At 69.0% G+C, this 17,263-nt stretch carries 18 protein-coding genes; 9 read left to right on the forward strand and 9 right to left on the reverse strand.

Going from position 1 to position 17,263, the window contains the following annotated elements; all coding sequences use genetic code 11:
* The first annotated feature begins 201 nt into the window (after window positions 1-201).
* The 3 genes from cimA (at window position 202) to F3T56_RS13190 (ending at window position 6,033) form a co-directional block, all read left to right on the forward strand.
* The gene (cimA, locus tag F3T56_RS13180; RefSeq protein WP_149825319.1) at window positions 202-1,806 is read left to right on the forward strand and encodes a citramalate synthase; all 1,605 of its coding nucleotides are present in this window, start codon (window positions 202-204) and stop codon (window positions 1,804-1,806) included.
* A gap of 383 nt (window positions 1,807-2,189) precedes the next feature.
* Window positions 2,190-4,610: a glycoside hydrolase family 3 N-terminal domain-containing protein gene (locus F3T56_RS13185; protein ID WP_149825321.1), complete on the forward strand. Its 2,421-nt coding sequence runs from the start codon at window positions 2,190-2,192 to the stop codon at window positions 4,608-4,610.
* Between the two features lie 49 nt (window positions 4,611-4,659).
* The gene (locus F3T56_RS13190) at window positions 4,660-6,033 is read left to right on the forward strand and encodes a hypothetical protein (protein WP_149825323.1); all 1,374 of its coding nucleotides are present in this window, start codon (window positions 4,660-4,662) and stop codon (window positions 6,031-6,033) included.
* A gap of 72 nt (window positions 6,034-6,105) precedes the next feature.
* Here the strand turns inward: F3T56_RS13190 and F3T56_RS13195 are convergent, their stop codons facing one another.
* A complete protein-coding gene (locus tag F3T56_RS13195; protein ID WP_149825325.1) occupies window positions 6,106-6,891 on the reverse strand; it encodes a S1 family peptidase in 786 nt (261 codons plus the stop codon).
* 245 nt (window positions 6,892-7,136) lie between these two features.
* Between F3T56_RS13195 and F3T56_RS13200 the strand changes: the two genes are divergently transcribed.
* Together F3T56_RS13200 and F3T56_RS13205 are read left to right on the forward strand one after the other, a co-directional pair.
* The gene (locus F3T56_RS13200; RefSeq protein WP_149825327.1) at window positions 7,137-8,009 is read left to right on the forward strand and encodes an aminoglycoside phosphotransferase family protein; all 873 of its coding nucleotides are present in this window, start codon (window positions 7,137-7,139) and stop codon (window positions 8,007-8,009) included.
* A 69-nt stretch (window positions 8,010-8,078) separates the two neighbouring features.
* A complete protein-coding gene (locus F3T56_RS13205; protein WP_149825329.1) occupies window positions 8,079-8,699 on the forward strand; it encodes a YdeI/OmpD-associated family protein in 621 nt (206 codons plus the stop codon).
* On the opposite strand, the gene F3T56_RS13210 is transcribed toward F3T56_RS13205, so the two are convergent.
* The gene (locus F3T56_RS13210) at window positions 8,674-9,216 is read right to left on the reverse strand and encodes a GNAT family N-acetyltransferase (protein ID WP_149825331.1); all 543 of its coding nucleotides are present in this window, start codon (window positions 9,214-9,216) and stop codon (window positions 8,674-8,676) included. The genes F3T56_RS13205 and F3T56_RS13210 overlap by 26 nt on opposite strands.
* 64 nt (window positions 9,217-9,280) lie before the next feature.
* A complete protein-coding gene (locus F3T56_RS13215; protein WP_149825333.1) occupies window positions 9,281-9,838 on the reverse strand; it encodes a YceI family protein in 558 nt (185 codons plus the stop codon).
* Window positions 9,839-10,200: 362 nt separating this feature from the next.
* Here F3T56_RS13215 and F3T56_RS13225 point away from each other — a divergent pair, with 362 nt between their 5' ends.
* Both F3T56_RS13225 and F3T56_RS13230 read left to right on the forward strand, forming a co-directional pair.
* Window positions 10,201-11,784, forward strand: coding sequence for an acyl-CoA carboxylase subunit beta (locus tag F3T56_RS13225; RefSeq protein WP_149825337.1), 1,584 nt, complete (start codon window positions 10,201-10,203; stop codon window positions 11,782-11,784).
* A gap of 57 nt (window positions 11,785-11,841) precedes the next feature.
* Entirely contained in the window at window positions 11,842-12,036 is a 195-nt protein-coding gene (locus F3T56_RS13230) for an acyl-CoA carboxylase epsilon subunit (RefSeq protein ID WP_149825339.1), read from the forward strand.
* 115 nt (window positions 12,037-12,151) lie between these two features.
* Here the strand turns inward: F3T56_RS13230 and F3T56_RS13235 are convergent, their stop codons facing one another.
* The 4 genes from F3T56_RS13235 to F3T56_RS13250 all read right to left on the reverse strand — a co-directional run bounded on the left by F3T56_RS13235 (window position 12,152) and on the right by F3T56_RS13250 (window position 14,390).
* The gene (locus tag F3T56_RS13235) at window positions 12,152-12,589 is read right to left on the reverse strand and encodes a PIN-like domain-containing protein (protein ID WP_149825341.1); all 438 of its coding nucleotides are present in this window, start codon (window positions 12,587-12,589) and stop codon (window positions 12,152-12,154) included.
* Complete coding sequence (locus F3T56_RS13240; RefSeq protein ID WP_172638923.1) at window positions 12,589-13,230, reverse strand: DUF433 domain-containing protein; 642 nt, start codon at window positions 13,228-13,230, stop codon at window positions 12,589-12,591. The genes F3T56_RS13235 and F3T56_RS13240 overlap by 1 nt, the downstream gene beginning before the upstream one ends.
* 98 nt (window positions 13,231-13,328) lie before the next feature.
* On the reverse strand, window positions 13,329-13,529 hold the full coding sequence (locus tag F3T56_RS13245) for a DUF397 domain-containing protein (RefSeq protein ID WP_149825342.1): 201 nt from the start codon (window positions 13,527-13,529) through the stop codon (window positions 13,329-13,331).
* Window positions 13,530-13,538: 9 nt separating this feature from the next.
* Window positions 13,539-14,390: a helix-turn-helix domain-containing protein gene (locus tag F3T56_RS13250; RefSeq protein WP_149825344.1), complete on the reverse strand. Its 852-nt coding sequence runs from the start codon at window positions 14,388-14,390 to the stop codon at window positions 13,539-13,541.
* Between the two features lie 149 nt (window positions 14,391-14,539).
* Here F3T56_RS13250 and F3T56_RS13255 point away from each other — a divergent pair, with 149 nt between their 5' ends.
* Window positions 14,540-14,869, forward strand: coding sequence for a hypothetical protein (locus tag F3T56_RS13255; protein ID WP_149825346.1), 330 nt, complete (start codon window positions 14,540-14,542; stop codon window positions 14,867-14,869).
* A 319-nt stretch (window positions 14,870-15,188) separates the two neighbouring features.
* The gene (locus F3T56_RS13260) at window positions 15,189-15,989 is read left to right on the forward strand and encodes a DUF3800 domain-containing protein (protein WP_246203601.1); all 801 of its coding nucleotides are present in this window, start codon (window positions 15,189-15,191) and stop codon (window positions 15,987-15,989) included.
* Window positions 15,990-16,058: 69 nt separating this feature from the next.
* Here the strand turns inward: F3T56_RS13260 and F3T56_RS13265 are convergent, their stop codons facing one another.
* Together F3T56_RS13265 and F3T56_RS13270 are read right to left on the reverse strand one after the other, a co-directional pair.
* Window positions 16,059-16,640 (reverse strand): GTP-binding protein, encoded by a 582-nt coding sequence (locus F3T56_RS13265; RefSeq protein WP_009314218.1) that lies wholly within the window; start codon window positions 16,638-16,640, stop codon window positions 16,059-16,061.
* Window positions 16,621-17,190, reverse strand: a complete 570-nt coding sequence (locus F3T56_RS13270) for a DUF742 domain-containing protein (protein WP_149825348.1) — start codon at window positions 17,188-17,190, stop codon at window positions 16,621-16,623. Before F3T56_RS13270 ends, F3T56_RS13265 begins: the two co-directional genes overlap by 20 nt.
* Window positions 17,191-17,263 lie beyond the last annotated feature (73 nt).

Raw genomic sequence — 17,263 nt, forward strand, 5'->3', positions numbered from 1 at the left:
CGGTCCGCAGTGACCGCCACGTACGACCAGGTACGGGCGGACACCGTCGTCCTCGACCCGCGCGCAGACCTCTCGCACCCGCGAGAGGTTTTTCGCATTTCTGGCCCAACCTCAGCCAGGAGCGCAGTGCGAGGGATCATTGGAGGACGGTGGAGCCGGTCATTCCGGTAGACCGAGATCCAACACAGGAGCCTTGACACCATGACGGTAACCAGCGAGCTCGACGACTCGTTCCACGTCTTCGACACCACCCTGCGCGACGGCGCCCAGCGCGAGGGCATCAACCTCACGGTCGCGGACAAGCTGGCCATCGCTCGGCACCTGGACGACTTCGGCGTGGGCTTCATCGAGGGCGGCTGGCCGGGCGCCAACCCGAGGGACACGGAGTTCTTCGCCCGGGCGAAGAAAGAGATCGACTTCAAACACGCCCAGCTCGTCGCCTTCGGCGCCACTCGCCGCGCGGGCGGCAAGGCGAGTGAGGACCCGCAGGTCAGGGCCCTCCTGGACTCGGGCGCCGAGGTGATCACCCTGGTCGCCAAGTCCCACGACCGGCATGTCGAGCTCGCCCTGCGCACCACCCTCGACGAGAACCTGGAGATGGTCCGCGACACGGTGTCCTTCCTCCGGTCGCAGGGCCGCCGCGTCTTCGTCGACTGCGAGCACTTCTTCGACGGCTACCGCGCCAACCCCGAGTACGCGAAGTCCGTCGTACGGGCCGCTGCCGAGGCCGGCGCCGACGTGGTCATCCTCTGCGACACCAACGGCGGCATGCTCCCGGCGCAGGTACAGGCGGTGGTCTCGACGGTCCTCGCCGACACCGGCGCCCGGCTCGGCATCCACGCCCAGGACGACACAGGCTGTGCCGTGGCGAACTCGCTGGCCGCCGTCGACGCGGGCGCGACCCACGTCCAGTGCACCGCCAACGGCTACGGCGAGCGTGTCGGCAACGCCAACCTGTTCCCGGTGGTCGCCGCCCTGGAGCTGAAGTACGGCAAGAAGGTCCTCCCGGACGGCCACCTCCGCGAGATGACGCGCATCTCCCACGCCATCGCCGAGGTCGTCAACCTCACCCCGTCCACGCACCAGCCGTACGTCGGTGTCTCCGCCTTCGCGCACAAGGCCGGCCTGCACGCCTCCGCGATCAAGGTCGACCCGGACCTGTACCAGCACATCGACCCCGAGCAGGTCGGCAACACCATGCGCATGTTGGTCTCCGACATGGCCGGCCGTGCCTCCATCGAGCTCAAGGGCAAGGAACTGGGCGTCGATCTCGGCGGCGACCGCGAGCTGGTCGGCCGGGTCGTCGAGCGGGTCAAGGAGCGCGAGCTGCGGGGCTACACCTACGAGGCCGCCGACGCGAGCTTCGAGATCCTGCTGCGCGACGAGGTCGCGGGCAAGCCCCAGCGCTACTTCCGCACCGAGTCCTGGCGGGCCATCGTCGAGGACCGCCCCGACGGCAGCCACGCCAACGAAGCCACGGTCAAGCTGTGGGCCAAGAGCGAGCGCATCGTCGCCACGGCCGAGGGCAACGGCCCGGTCAACGCGCTGGACAGGGCGCTGCGGGTGGCCCTGGAGAAGATCTACCCCCAGCTCGCCAAGCTGGAGCTCGTCGACTACAAGGTCCGCATCCTGGAGGGCAAGCACGGCACCAACTCCACGACCCGCGTCCTGATCTCCACCTCGGACGGCTCCGGCGAGTGGTCCACAGTCGGCGTAGCCGACAACGTGATCGCCGCGTCTTGGCAGGCCTTGGAGGACGCATACACGTACGGCTTGCTCCGGGCCGGCGTGGACCCGGCGGAGTAGTAAGGCCCAAGAGCTCGGGGGGTGCGGGGTGTGTTGGCGGCTGCGGGCTGTGGTGGGTTGCTCGCGCAGTTCCCCGCGCCCCTTAAAAGCCAGGGGGTGCCCCCAGTTCTTTCAGGGGCGCGGGGAACTGCGCGATCAGCCCCCACTCACCCGCACCCGCCAACGCACCCCTGCCATCCGAGCTCTGAGGCGTGGCGGGGCCGAGAGTGGGGGAGGGACGGGTAGGGGCGGCGGGGGCGAGACGTGACCCGCACCCCTTCCGCGCGGTTGTACAGGACTCTTGACGCCTTTCCGAGCCGACAGTTGACTCCCTTCAAGTCACAAGAGCGAAACGGGAGTTGAGCGCGTCGACTGGTCCTGGAGTTTCAGCGGAGGGAAGCCTGATGCAGTCCTCGACGAACGACCGAAGCACCCGACGCACCCCACGCCCCCGAAGAACGCCGCTCCTGGCCTCGGCCGCCCTGCTGTCCGGCCTGCTCCCACTGCCCTTCGCTGCCACGGCGACGGCCGCCGACCCCCCGACCGTGCGCACAGACGCCACCGTCCACCCCGTCACCGAGGGCGACACGGCCCACATCCCCGTCACCGTCACCGGCAAGGTCACCAAGCCGGTCACCGTCACGTACAAGACGACCGCCGACGGCGACCACACCCCGGCCGCCGGCACCCTCACCTTCCCACCGGGCACCCCCTCCGGCACCACCCGCACCATCGCCGTACGCACCCTCCCCGACAACTCCCCGGAGACGGCGGAAACGATCCCCGTCAAACTCACCGTCACCGGCGCCGAGGCCCCCGCCACCACCCCGAAGGCCGTCATCGGCGCCCACGGCCTGCCCTATCTCAACCCGAAGCTGCCGGTACGCAAGCGCGTCGCGGACCTCCTCGCCCGAATGACCCTGGAGGAGAAGGCCGGCCAGATGACCCAGGCCGAGCGCGGCGCGCTCGCCACCCCCGACGACATCACGGCGTACGGACTCGGCTCGGTCCTCTCCGGCGGCGGCTCCACCCCGGCGCGGAACACCCCCGAGGCCTGGGCCGAGATGATCGACGGCTTCCAACTCCGCGCCCTGTCCACACGGTTACGGATCCCGCTGATCTACGGCGTGGACTCGGTCCACGGCCACAACAACCTGGCCGGTGCCACGATCACCCCGCACAACATCGGCCTGGGCGCCACCCGAGACCCCGAAATCGCCTACCGCATGGGCGAGTTGACGGCCGCCGAGACCCGGGCCACCGGCATCCCGTGGGCCTTCGCCCCCTGCCTGTGTGTGACGCGCGACGACCGCTGGGGCCGGGCCTACGAGTCCTTCGGTGAGGACCCGGCGCTCGTGGAGTCGATGGAGACGGTCATCCAGGGCCTCCAGGGCGCCCGCGACGGACGCGACCTGGACCGGTCCGACAAGGCCCTCGCCACCGCCAAGCACTTCGTCGGCGACGGCGGCACCGAGTACGGCTCGTCCACGACCGGCACGTACACGATCGACCAGGGCATCACCAAGGTCACCCGCCAAGAACTGGAGGCGGTGCACCTCGCGCCGTACCAGGAGGCCGTGGACCGCGGCGTCGGCTCGGTCATGCCGTCCTTCTCGTCCCTCGACATCCTCGGCGACGGCGAGGGGGCGGTGAAGATGCACGCCCGCGCCGACATGATCAACGGCGTCCTCAAGGACCGCATGGGCTTCGACGGCTTCGTCATCAGCGACTGGCAGGCCATCGACCAGATCCCCGGCGACTACGCCTCCGACATCCGTACGTCCGTCAACGCCGGCCTCGACATGATCATGGTCCCGTACGCGTACGGCGACTTCCACCGCACCCTGGTCGCCGAGGTCAGGGCGGGCCGCGTCAGTGAGCGGCGCGTCGACGACGCGGTCTCCCGCATCCTCACCCAGAAGTTCAAGCTGGGCCTCTTCGAACAGCCGTACGCCGACACCAGCGGCATCGACGACATCGGCTCGCCCGCACACCGCGCGGCGGCCCGCGAGGCCGTGGCCAAGTCACAGGTCCTGCTGAAGAACAAGGGCGGTGTCCTGCCCCTGAAGAAGTCCCAGAAGGTGTACGTGGCCGGCTCGAACGCCGACGACATCGGCAACCAGAGCGGCGGCTGGACGATCACCTGGCAGGGCTCGTCCGGCGACATCACCGAGGGCACGACCATCCTGGAGGGCATGCGGAAGGCCGGCGGCGCGAACCGGGTGACGTACTCGAAGGACGCGTCCGCCCCGACCGCCGGGCACGACGTGGGCGTGGTCGTCGTCGGCGAGGCCCCGTACGCCGAGGGCTTCGGCGACGTCGGCAACGGCCACGACCTGGAGCTGAGCGACGCCGACAAGGCCGCCGTGGACAAGGTCTGCGGCGCCATGAAGTGCGCGGTGCTCGTCGTCTCCGGCCGCCCCCAGCTCATCGGTGACCGGCTCGGCGACATGGACGCGCTCGTCGCCTCCTGGCTGCCGGGTTCGGAGGGCGACGGCGTCGCGGACGTCCTGTACGGCAAGCGGCCCTTCACCGGCCGGCTCCCCGTCACCTGGCCAAGGTCGGAGGCCCAGCTGCCGATCAACGTGGGCGACACGTCGTACGACCCGCAGTTCCCGTACGGCTGGGGGCTGACGACGAAGGCGGCGAAGGGCGTGCCCCCTGTGGTGCTCAAGGCGCGGCAGCTCGTGCAGGGCAAGGTGGGCGCGGACGTCCGCATGACCGAATCCGTCGCGAAGCCCTTCGCGGAGGCCGACCACCTACTGCTCACCGGCCGCTACACGGAGGCACTGGCGAAGCTGGGCGAGGCGTACAGGGCGGCGTGACGGCCTCCGGATTGTCCGCTTTCGCGGCGATAGGGGTAGCTTCGAAGGTATGAAGGGCGCATTTGGTCGACGTCTGTTCCTCCGCTTGCTGATCGCGCCGTTCGTGGCGGCGGCCCTGGCGGTGTTGTCGGTCGGTGCGCCCAGCGCCCACGCGGCCACCGACCTGTCCACGGTGGCCGAGTCCCTGCGCGAGAGCCCCGTCTACGTCGATCCGGCCGCCTCCGACCTGCTCTCCTCGTCGGATGCCGAGGCGCTCGCAGACAAGATCGAGGACGCGGACGAGCCGGTCTTCGTGGCCGTCCTCCCGGCCGACCACCCCACCGAGGACCTCTTCCGGAACCTCCGCACCGAGACCGGCCTGACAGGCCTGTACGCCATCCGCCTCGGTGACCGCTTCGACGCCCGGGCCGACAGCAGCGTCCTGAGCCAGGATGCGGTGGCGAACCTGGTCACGGCCGTGCGGGGGGCCGGCGACCCGAAGGCTCAGCTGAACGACTTCGTGGACGACGCCCTGCGCAGCAACCTCGGCGGCTCGGCCCCGTCGAGCTGGAGCGACGGCGGCGACACGGGCGTGGACGCGGCCGCCCTGGCCGCGGCGGGCGCGGTGGTGGTCGCGGGCGGCGTGGGCGCGTACGCGCTGGTCCGCCGCAACCGTCTCAGGAAGGAAGCGGAACGCCGCGAGGCCCTGAGGAAGCTCCAGGTGGTGGTCGACGAGGACATCACGGCCTTCGGTGAGGAACTGGACCGCCTCGATTTCCACCCCGCCGAGGCGGGCGCGGACGACGCGATGCGCGCCGACTACGAACGGGCGCTGGACGCGTACGAGGAGGCGAAGTCGCTGATGGCGGCGGCGACCCGCCCCGAGGAGGTACGCGCGGTCACCCAGGCCCTGGAGGACGGCCGCTTCTCTCTCGCCCAACTGACCGCCCGTAGGGAGGGCCGCCCGCTCCCCGAGCGCCGCGCCCCCTGCTTCTTCGACCCCCGCCACGGCCCGTCGGTCGCCGACGTCCCCTGGACCCCGGGCGTGGGCGCCGAACGCGAGGTCCCGGTCTGCGCCGCCGACCAGGCCCGCCTCGCCGACGGCCGCGACCCGATGATCCGCGAGGTGGAGACGGTGCCCGGCGCCCGCCGCCCCTACTGGGACGCCGGCCCCGCCTACGGCCCCTGGGCGGGCGGCTACTTCGGCGGCGGCATCCTCCCCGGCCTCCTCGTCGGCACGATGCTCGGCAGCATGATGGCCACCCCCTCGTACGCGGCCATGTACGGCACGGGTTACGGCGACTTCGGCGCCGCCGCCGGCTACGAGGGCGGCGATGTCTCGGGCGCCGACTTCGACACGGACGACTTCAGCGGCGGCTTCGGCGGCGGCGACTACGGCGGCGGAGGCGACTTCGGGGGCGGCGGAGACTTCGGCGGCTTCTGAGACAGAAGGCACGGGCCCGGCGCGGGAAGCGCCGGGCCCATGGATGTCGTACGGGTGCTGCCGGGACCTCCCTCAGAGGGTGGCCGCGGCCGAGGCGATCTGGGACGCGAAGGTCGAGACCTCGGTGTAGACACCGGGGGCGTCGGGACGGGCGCAGCCCTCGCCCCAGCTGACTATGCCGACCTGGATCCAGGCGCCCGCGTTGTCCTTGCGGAACATCGGGCCACCGGAGTCGCCCTGGCAGGTGTCGACGCCGCCCTGATCGAAGCCTGCGCAGATCTCCTCGTCGGCGACGAGGCCGCTGTAGTAGCCGCCGTAGGCCCTGCAGGTCGCGTCGTTGACGAACGGCACCGTGGCCTTGAGCAGATAACGCTGCTGGGCGCCGCCCTCGCGGGCCGCTCCCCAGCCGGCGACGGTGAAGTCACCGGTGTTGTACTGCGTGGTGGTGGCGATCTTCAGCGTCGGCAGGTTGATCGGCTGGGCGAGCTTGATGAGCGCCCAGTCCTTGCCGGTGCCGTTGTAGCCGGGCGCCTGGAGGACCCTGGTGGAGCGCACCTGGACCCGGCCGCTCGTGGACTGCAGGTCCACGACCCCGGCGGTGGCCGTGATGCTCGTGTTGTTCCCGGACCCGCTCACACAGTGCGCGGCGGTGAGCACGATCTGCTGGGTGTACAGCGCGCCGCCACAGCCCATCGACAACCGGACCATGAACGGGAACTCACCCTGCGCGGCCCGCGTCCCGCCGACGACGGGCGACGGAGCGGCCTGCGCGGCCGAGACGGGCTGAAGGCTGGCGATCGCGAGCGCGGCGGCGCCGACAACGGCGCATCTCTTGAGGGCGGTGATGAGTCTCTTCAACGTGATGCCTTCCGTGGGGGGTTGACATGCGGGGACTCGCAAAACCGCAGAAATGACAAGGTCATGTCAATGTGTCGGCCGAGAAAGAACCCTCGCCCGATGGCATGCCCAGCTCGATTTCTGTGCAGGATTATGAGAACGCCGAAAGCCCTCACACAAGGGGTGTGAACCAGCCATCACCCCTGCACCCCGGGGCCGTTGGAAAACCACTTGGTCGGTGCCGCATGCGTACGCACACTGATCCGGTGCCTGACATCACCGTCGAACTCGTACGCACCCTGATCGCCGACCAGTTCCCCGACTGGGCCGGCCTCCCGGTCAGACCCGTCGACCGGCAGGGGTGGGACAACCGCACCTTCCGGCTCGGCGACGAGCTGACCGTTCGGCTGCCGAGCGCGGAGGGCTACGTGGCCGCCGTGGCGAAGGAGGACCGCTGTCTGCCCGGTCTGGCCGGGCATCTGTCGTTGCCGGTGCCGGAACCGGTCGCTGTCGGGCGGCCGGCGGCGGGTTATCCGTTCCCGTGGTCGGTGCGGAGGTGGCTTCCGGGGGAGACGGTCGAGGCCTCGGTCGGCATCGATCGCGTCCGGCTCGCCCGCGATCTCGGCGACTTCCTGACCGAGCTGCGCCAGGCCCCCGTAGGGCGGGGCCCGGCCGCCGGGCTGCACTCGTACTACCGCGGCTGCCACCCCAGCGTGTACGGCGACCTGGTCGAGGAGGCCCTGGAGAGGCTCGACGGTGTCGTCGACGCGGCCGCCTGCCGGGCCGTGTGGGCGGACGCGTTGACGTCGGCCTGGCCGTCGGCGCCGACCTGGTTCCACGGTGACGTCGCCGTCGGCAATCTGCTCGCCACCGATGGGGCACTCTCCGCCGTCATCGACTTCGGCACGTGCGGCGTCGGCGACCCCGCCTGCGATCTCGTCATCGCCTGGAACTACTTCGCCCGCGAGGAACGGAAGGTCTTCCGGGAGGCCGTCGGGCTGCCTGACGACGCCTGGCGGCGAGGGCGCGGCTGGGCGTTGTGGAAGGCGCTGGTGTGCATGGCGGGGCTGTCCAGCCCGGATCCGGAGGGCGTTCAGGCCCGGGTGCTCGTCCAGGTGCTGGAGGATGCCGTCGTATAGGGCTCCTATGGGACGGGCAGGCCTCATATAGGACGGGAACCGGCCTATATCGCGTCTACCGTGCCCTGTATGACCACACCCGAGGACACGGAGACCCGAGCATTCCCGGACGTCGACCACCTCGACGCCTGGCTCTCCGCCCATCCCGCCCCGCACCCCGGTCTCTGGGTGAAGGTCGCCAAGAAGGGGACCGGTATCCGTTCCGTCAGCGCGGGGGACGTCAACGACGTCGCCCTCTGCCACGGCTGGATCACCGGTCACCGGCGGCGGCTCGACGAGGTGTACTACCTGCAACGGATCACACCGCGCAGGCCGCGCAGCGACTGGTCGATGGTGAATGTGCGGAGGGTCGAGGAGCTCACCGCCTCCGGGCGGATGCGGCCCGGCGGGCTCGCGGAGGTGGACGCGGCCAAGACGGACGGGCGGTGGGCGGCGGCGTACGAGTCGCAGAAGGAGGCCGGCGTGCCGGAGGATCTGGCGGCGGCACTCGAACGCAACCCGCCCGCCCGGTCGGCCTTCGAGCGGCTCGGGAAGACGGATCGGTATCTCGTCGTGCTGGGGCTGTTGAAAGCCCGGACGCCGGCGACGCGTGCCGCTCGCCTCCGGGCCGCGCTGGCCAAGCTCGAAGCCGCTCGGCAGGATCCGCAGGAACAGCCGGGGCCTGTCAGCTCCCCGCCGCGTAACACCTGATCGTCACCGGGCTCTGGTCCTCGCCCCACCGCTGCTCGACCGTGGCCAGCAACCGCCAGCCCAGCCGTTCGTACAGCGCGGCCGCTGCCGTGTCCGTCGCCACCAGGTCGAGCACCGGGTGCAGGCCCCGATCCCGCGCTTCGCCCACCGCCCGGCCCATCAGCAGCGCACCGATCCCGTGCCCCCGCGCCCACGGGGCGACGAACAGCCGGCTGACCACGGCGGTCGCGTCGACGGCCGTACCCGTACGCGCACTCCACAGCCCGGGCGCCGCATCTCCCGCCTCGCTCGCGCACAGCCCGACATGGCCCGCGACCCGACCGTCAGACTCCGCCACCCAGGCGGCGATGAGCGACGGCGGTGACAGCCAATCGCCGGGGGAGGGCGGCCAGATCACCGGGTAGCCGTCGCGCTCGTGGACCTCGGCGAGCGCTCGGACGCACTCGTCGAGGTCGCGATCACTTCGCTGCCGGACACTCGGAGCCGGGCTCTCACCGGTCACACTCTCGCTCTTCACCGCGGAATGGAAACACGGGCCTGGTCCGGCGACCAGCGGATTTCGGGCAGCCCGCCGGGGAAGATCAACCCGCGTTCCGAATCGCCGAGATGTCGAAGTTCAGCTTGATCTTGTCGGACACCAGCACCCCGCCCGTCTCCAGCGCCGCGTTCCACGTCAGGCCCCACTCGGAGCGCAGGATCTCCGCCTTGCCCTCGAAGCCGACGCGCTCGTTGCCGAAGGGGTCCTTGGCGGCGCCGTTGAACTCCAGGTCGATGGTGAGCGGCTTGGTGGTGCCGAGGATGGAGAGATCGCCGGTGATGCGGTAGTCGTCGTCGCCCAGGGCCTCCGCCTTGGTCGAACGGAAGGTCATCGTCGGGAACTCGTCGGTCTTGAAGAAGTCCGCGCTCTTCAGATGCCCGTCACGGTCGGCGTTGCCCGTGTCGATGCTGTCCATCTTGACGTCGATGGAGGCGGTGGACCGGGACGGGTCCGTGCCGTCGAGGTGCAGGCTGCCGGAGAAGTCGAGGAAGCCGCCCTTGACGTTGGTGACCATGGCGTGGCGGACCACGAAGCCGATGGTCGTGTGGGAGGGGTCGATCGTGTAGTCACCGGTCAGCGCGGCCAGCTCGGGGGTGCCCATGACTTGCTCCTTATTGATAGGCGGGGTTCGTTCAATCTTCAACGAAGCGAACACGCTCCACCGTAGGTCTATTCCGTCCGAGTTTCAACCTTGTAGCTTCTGCGATCGTCGAGTCACGCAATGTTGATCTTCAGGGTGTGCTGGTACGCCGTCTGGGCCGTACCGCTACCCTCTGCCTGGGCGAATCGCCGCGCACGGGCGGACCGACCGACATTGTGCGACCCCTACAAGCCCCACACCCCTTGAGCAGTCGGTTCGCCTGCATGCCGGGACGGTTCTGTTCGGTCGTACCAGGAAAACGCGCCGGAGACTGTACGGAGTCGACGGCCCGGTTTGCTCGCTCGGCTTCGTAAGGTCGCTACATGACCGTTTTGGATGAGGCGCCGGGTGAGCCGACGGACGCGCGCGGGCGAGTGGCAGAACTGCACGAGATTCGTGCGCAGGCGATCGCCGGCCCCAGCGAGAAGGCGACCGAGGCGCAGCACGCCAAGGGCAAGCTGACCTCCCGGGAGCGCATCGAGCTGCTGCTGGACCCAGGCTCCTTCAACGAGGTCGAGCAGCTGCGCCGGCACCGGGCCACCGGGTTCGGTCTGGAGGCCAAGAAGCCGTACACCGACGGTGTCGTCACCGGCTGGGGCACGGTGGAGGGCCGTACGGTCTTCGTCTACGCCCATGACTTCCGTATCTTCGGCGGCGCTCTCGGCGAGGCTCACGCCACGAAGATCCACAAGATCATGGACATGGCCATCGTGGCCGGGGCCCCGCTGGTGTCGCTGAACGACGGTGCGGGCGCCCGTATCCAGGAGGGTGTCTCGGCCCTCGCCGGGTACGGCGGCATCTTCCAGCGCAACACCAGGGCGTCCGGCGTCATCCCGCAGATCAGCGTGATGCTCGGCCCGTGCGCGGGCGGCGCGGCCTACAGCCCCGCCCTCACGGACTTCGTCTTCATGGTCCGCGAGACCTCGCAGATGTTCATCACCGGCCCGGACGTCGTCAAGGCGGTCACCGGTGAGGAGATCACCCAGAACGGCCTCGGCGGCGCCGATGTGCACGCTGAGACCAGCGGTGTGGCCCACTTCGCGTACGACGACGAGGAGACGTGCATCGCCGAGGTGCGCTACCTCCTGTCGATGCTCCCGCAGAACAACCGGGAGAACCCGCCGCGCGTGGAGGCCTCCGACGCGGTGGACCGCCGCAGCGAGGTCCTCCTGGACCTCGTCCCGGCGGACGGCAACCGGCCGTACGACATGGCCAAGGTCATCGAGGAGATCGTCGACGACGGCGACTACCTGGAGGTCCACGAGCGCTGGGCCCGCAACATCATCTGCGCCCTCGGCCGTCTCGACGGCCAGGTGGTCGGCATCGTCGCCAACCAGCCGCAGACGCTGGCCGGTGTTCTGGACATCGAGGCCAGCGAAAAGGCCGCCCGCTTCGTGCAGATGTGCGACGCGTTCAACATCCCGATCGTCACTCTTCTGGACGTACCCGGCTTCCTGCCCGGCGTCGACCAGGAGCACGGTGGAATCATCCGCCACGGCGCGAAGCTGCTGTACGCCTACTGCAACGCGACCGTGCCCCGGATCTCCCTGATCCTGCGGAAGGCGTACGGAGGTGCTTACATCGTCATGGACAGCCAGTCCATCGGTGCGGACCTCACATACGCGTGGCCGACCAACGAGATCGCCGTGATGGGCGCCGAGGGTGCCGCCAACGTCATCTTCCGGCGGCAGATCGCCGACGCCGAGGACCCCGAGGCGATGCGGGTCCGGATGGTCAAGGAGTACAAGGCCGAGCTGATGCACCCGTACTACGCGGCCGAACGCGGCCTCGTGGACGACGTGATCGACCCCGCGGACACCCGCGCGGTCCTCATCCGCTCCCTCGCGATGCTCCACACCAAGCACGCCGACCTGCCCTCCCGCAAGCACGGCAACCCGCCCCAGTAACCCAGCGGATCCCTCTCGGTACCCCTGCGGAAACCTCGTCCCTGGAGACTGACACCCATGAACCTGCCTGACATTCGCGTCGAGAAGGGCCACGCCGAGCCGGAAGAGGTCGCCGCCATCACGGCCCTCCTCCTCGCCCGCGCCGCCGCCCAGACCTCCGAGGCCACCCCGGCCCACCGCGGCCGCGCCCGCGCGGGCTGGCGCCGCCTGGAGCGCGAGCCGGGCTTCCGGGCGCCGCACAGCTGGCGCTGAGGGGCTCAGGGGTAACCCGAGTGTCCAGGTCGAAGGTCTCGAACTGCTTCGGTCCGATTCGGCACCGCCCATATCGTCACCGTACGGCCATGGGGCTCAAACAACGCCGCTCCGGTCAACGCCAGTAGCGTGGTGGGTTCTGGCGGGGGTCCATCGATTCGAAGCGTTGGCTCGGTACCGGGCTCAGGCCTCGAATGTGGACGAGTCGTTGGCCGTCAGCGGCATCAAGTTCTCGCATCACGAAAGGCATGGCGGCGATGATCGCCCCTACGGCCAGCGCCAGCCCGCCGACGCCGCTTTCCTTCTGCGAGTACCGGATGTGATGGATGCCGGCCTTCTTGATCGAGTCCGTCTCGTCAGGGTCTTCGAGCTGGCGTCCGTCCTTCGTCAACAGGACGTCGTATCCCTTGTGGGCTGCGTCCAAGAGGAGCTGAACATCCTTCTTGCCCGACCACTTCACTTCAGTCACGTGGTCGACCTGGTGCTGGGGCAGGACGTATCGAAGAGGGACCAGGAGCCGCACCGCTGTGTTCTCGTCGACGAGAAGGCGCATCAGGAGGCGCGGCTTCCGCTCGGGAGGTAGCTGTCGACGTAGCGGGCGAACCCGGCTGCGTCACGGGCAGCGTCCACCGTCACCGCCGGGTAGTAGTCCGGGATTCGTTCCAGCGGGACACCGTCTTCGAGGAGCTCCGCCACTGCTTCGTACGGCACGCGCGTACCTGTGATCACCGGATGGCCCCCCTGGTTGGCCGGATCCACGGCAACGTGCGTCGTCGGGTGCAGCAGGTGTGGCACCACTACGCCAGGCCGGGGAGCGAAGGGTTCAAGGATGTCGGTCAGGGTTGCCACCACGCGCTGCCCCGGACGGTCCAGGAGGTCGGTGGGGTGTTCGTCGTCATACAGGACGATGCTGGAGCCATCCGTGACCAGTTGGTACGACGCCAGGTGGGCCGTCTCTCCCAGGCCGCGGAGCGTACCGATCGCCGTGCGGATCTTCTGGAGGGAGAAGTCCTGCCGCAGTCGTACGCAGGTACGCAGAGCCAGTACGTCACGGAAGGAGTACGCGGCGCGGGGGCGAGTGCCCAGTTCGGGCATCAGGAACTGGCCCTTGGCGCCGCGGTTGATCCGCCACGATCTGAGCTGGTTCACGGTGGCGCCGGAGAGCGCCGCGGCCATATGCGTGGAGTACGCCATCGTGATCACCTCTTCCCCGTCACATTCGTGATGCTTGTCCGGACCATACCGGCCTACGCCTCAGTGCAACCACACGGACCGAGAAAGCGCGGGCGAGGTCAGCTGAGTGCCGTTGCCGGAAGGCGGTCGGTTTTGACGGCCGTCAGCAGCGCGGAGAGTCCTTCTCGGTTCACGGTCAGTATTCGGCCAGGGTCGTCACTCTCGCGCAGGCGGAGGGTGTCGTCGGGGGCGGCGGCGAGGTTGAGGCAGTTCGCGCCCTCGGTGCTGTACGAGGACTTCTGCCAGATGTAGGCGTGCACAGGTATCCCTCACAAGTCCTTGGCAAGGCGGCGGATGAAGTCGCGGCTCTTCTGGGGCGTGAGCGCGCACTCCTCCATGCGGTCGAGTACGGAGCGGTACCGATGCAACTGGGCTTCAGCGTCAAGGAATTCGCAGCCGTGGTCGGAGTCGAGGAGGACTGTGTCCAGCTGCGGGACAGGTCCTGACGCATAACTGATGGGCTGCCCCGAGGCCGGAAAATGGACCTGCTCGAAGGGGACGACGAGGATACGGATGTTGTCGCGCTCGCCCATCTCGTTCAGGTACAGAAGCTGCTCGCGCATCACGTCAGGGGAGCCCGCCCGGATTCGCAGGGCGGCCTCATGGACGATCGTGGTGTAGGGGAGCGGCCGCGCCGCGAACAGGATCGCTTGACGCTTGATGCGGAACGAGACGCGGTGCTCGATCTCGTGGGGTGGCAGCGCGGGAACGCTCTGCTGGAAAGCCGCGCGCGCATGGTCGAGGGTCTGAACCAGGCCTGGCATGGTGACGACCACGCCCACCCGCATCTCGATGGCATCGGCCTCGAACTCTGCAACCTCGACGAGTGAGGGCGGGAGTAGTTCTCGGTACTCGTCCCACCAGCCCCGGCCGCGACGCCCGGTCATCGTGGCCAGCGCCTCGACCAGGTCGTTGTCGTCGCAGGAGTAGGCGAGGGCCAGCGTGCGTACGCGATCGTCGCTGACGCCGTGCCGCCCGGCCTCCATCATGCTCATCCGCGCCTGCTGCACGCCGATGTGCGCGGCACCCGCCGTAGAACTCAGGCCGGCCCGCTCGCGGAGCTTGCGCAGTTCGGTTCCCAGGCGTCGCTGCCTCAGCGTGGGTGGGCCACTCGCTGCCACTGCCCTCTCCTCTCCCCGCGTGTGCGGGAGTGGTGCACGTCCCCCACACGGGTGAACCGTGTAGACCCTATAGAATCTAACGCATAGAACTATGGGATAACTTCCATAGCTCTACTAAAGCAACTCCCTTGACGGGCAGGAGAATTGCCATGACCACCGTATCCCCGGGCCTCCCGACACCCGACCGTCCCGACGCCTTCACCGCCGAGATCCACGACCTCGTCAACGCCACCGCTCCCCGCCTCTTCGCCGTGGTCGAGGAGTACCTCACCGAGGACGGCGACCGTGATGCCCACGTCGCCGCCTGGGGCCTCGCCCACGACGATGGAAGCGCCCAAGTAACCGCCCTTGACGGCGGATTCCGCATGTCGCTGCGCAACCCCGAGCGGGCCGCCCAGCTCATCTCCATGCGCCCCGGCAGTGTGGGCAGCCTCGTGTGGCCGCAGGCCGAGCCGGGCACGGGCGGTCTCCTCGCGTGAAGCGCCGGGCAGGCTGGGGTGATCTGAGCGCACGATTCAAGCCACGAAGAGTGATCGATATCAACCCACGGTGATGCCCGGCTTGACCAGGCCACCGCGGCGTTGGCACGATGCGGAGCAGCACACAAAATATCGCGCATATGGCTGCGCAGACCCTGTGGCCGTCCCTTCGGGGGCGGCCACAGACGTGTCCGGGGAGGTTCGGTTCGGTGCTTCTCTGCTAGATCGACGAGGCGGGGAATGGGCAGACGCTCGATCCTGCCCGGCCCGACGCGCCACCCGTACTCGTCGTCGGCGGGTTCACTGTTCCCCGCACCAGGTGAAGGACCTCACCTGGGACTTTCTTGAAGTGAAGAAGCACTACCGGCCGCAGTTACGCAAGGCCGAGCAGCTGTCCGATGTGATTCAGCACGAGATCAAGGGCTCGGACGTACGGAAGAATCTCCGGGCCGGGAACCATCAATGGTGGCGCGCGGCAATGGAGTTGCTGGCCTCCGTGCTCGACATACTGGAACAGCATGACGCCAAGGTGCTCGCCCGTGTGTGGGTGAAGGAGGAAGGCCTGGCCTTTGACGAGTCCGGGGTCTATCCGGCCTCTGTCGGGTCGCTCACCGAGACCTTTCAGGCACAGCTCGCCCATGAGCACTCACGCGGCATGATGGTGCTCGACAGCCGTACGAAGGTGAAGAACGCCCCCAACGTGCACTGCGTGACCACGCGCAAGTACCGCGCGGGTGGCGACAGTCTGCGCGGCGTCATCGAGTCGCCCGTCTTCGGGCACAGCGACACGCACACGCTTCTCCAGCTCGCGGATCTGCTCGTTTCGTCGCTGCTCTTCCCGATCGCCTGCCATACGTACATGAACGACGTGACATGGAATGTGCACTGCGATGACGCCTACCAGCCGCTGCGGGAGCAGTTCGGGGCCCGGCTGAAGAAGCTCCAGTTCCGGTACCAGGACGTGGACCGCAAATGGCGGGGCGGGATCGTGGTCTCCGACCGGCGGACGCGGCAGCCCTCCAGCCTCATGTTCGGACCGGGCAAGGCAACTGCTGTGCCTCTGCCGCTCATTCCGGGGCAGTCGGGCGCTGCAGCGGACGGTGCGCCACTTCTGCCCTGATGCGGACGCAGATGGGGGCGGCAGCCGGTGAATGGCTGCCGCCCCCATCTGGTGCCCGGGAGAAGCCGACTACCGCAGGCGGGCCATCAGCGCGTGCTCGACCAGCGTGATCAGGGCCGACTTCGCGTCCGCACGATGCCGCGCGTCCGTCGTGATGATCGGGGTGTCGGGGCCGATCTGGAGGGCCTCCCGGACTTCGTCCGGGTTGTACGGCTGCTGGCCGTCGAAGCCGTTCAGGGCGATCACGAACGGCAGGCCGCTGTTCTCGAAGTAGTCGACGGCCGGGAAGCAGTCGGCGAGACGACGCGTGTCGACGAGAACGATCGCGCCGATGGCGCCGCGCACCAGGTCGTCCCACATGAACCAGAAGCGGTCCTGACCGGGGGTGCCGAACAGGTACAGGATCAGGTCCTGGTCCAGGGTGATACGGCCGAAGTCCATGGCGACGGTGGTGGTCGTCTTGTCTCCGGTGTGGGTGAGGTCGTCGATGCCCGCGGACGCGGACGTCATGACGGCCTCGGTACGCAGCGGGTTGATCTCCGAGACGGCGCCGACGAACGTGGTCTTGCCCACGCCGAAGCCGCCCGCCACCACGATCTTCGCGGACGTGGTGGAGCGGGAAGGCCCTCCGCTAGAGCTTGCGAAGTCCACTGAGCACCCTTTCGAGCAAAGTCACGTCTGGCTGACCGCCGGCGCTCTCGTCGCCGCCGGGCTGATGGATGGCGACCAGGCCCGCCTCCGCCAAGTCGGCGACGAGGATCCTGGCCACACCGAGGGGGATGGTCAGGAGCGCCGAGATTTCGGCGACCGACTTGATCTCTCGGCAGAGGTTGCAGATCCGCTGATGCTCGGGCAGCTGGCCCTGCATCTGGTGCGGCTGCGCGGTGGTGTGCACCAGCGCCTCGATGGCGAGCTGGTAGCGCGGCCTGGTGCGGCCGCCCGTCATGGCGTACGGGCGCACCAGGGGGTTGTGCGACGCCCCGGCGGGCGACGGCTCAGGGGCGCGGCGCTGCGGCTGCACGGGCTGGATGCGCGGCGCCGGCGGCTGGTCGTACGGCGAAGGGCCGGGGCCCTGCGGTGCGTACGGCTGCTGGCGGCTCGGTGCGGAGGGGAAGTTGTACCGGTTCTGGTCACTCTGGCCCGGCCCCTGGCCAGGGTAGGACCAGTTGCCCGACGATGAACCGCCTGGGGGTGTTGCCACGTTCTCTCCTCCTCCGACTGTGCTGGCATCCATGGCTCATTGGAAGCCGCGTCCCGAAACCTTACGGCCCCGG

The sequence above is a fragment of the Streptomyces tailanensis genome (assembly GCF_008386495.1).
GTDB lineage: Bacteria > Actinomycetota > Actinomycetes > Streptomycetales > Streptomycetaceae > Streptomyces > Streptomyces tailanensis.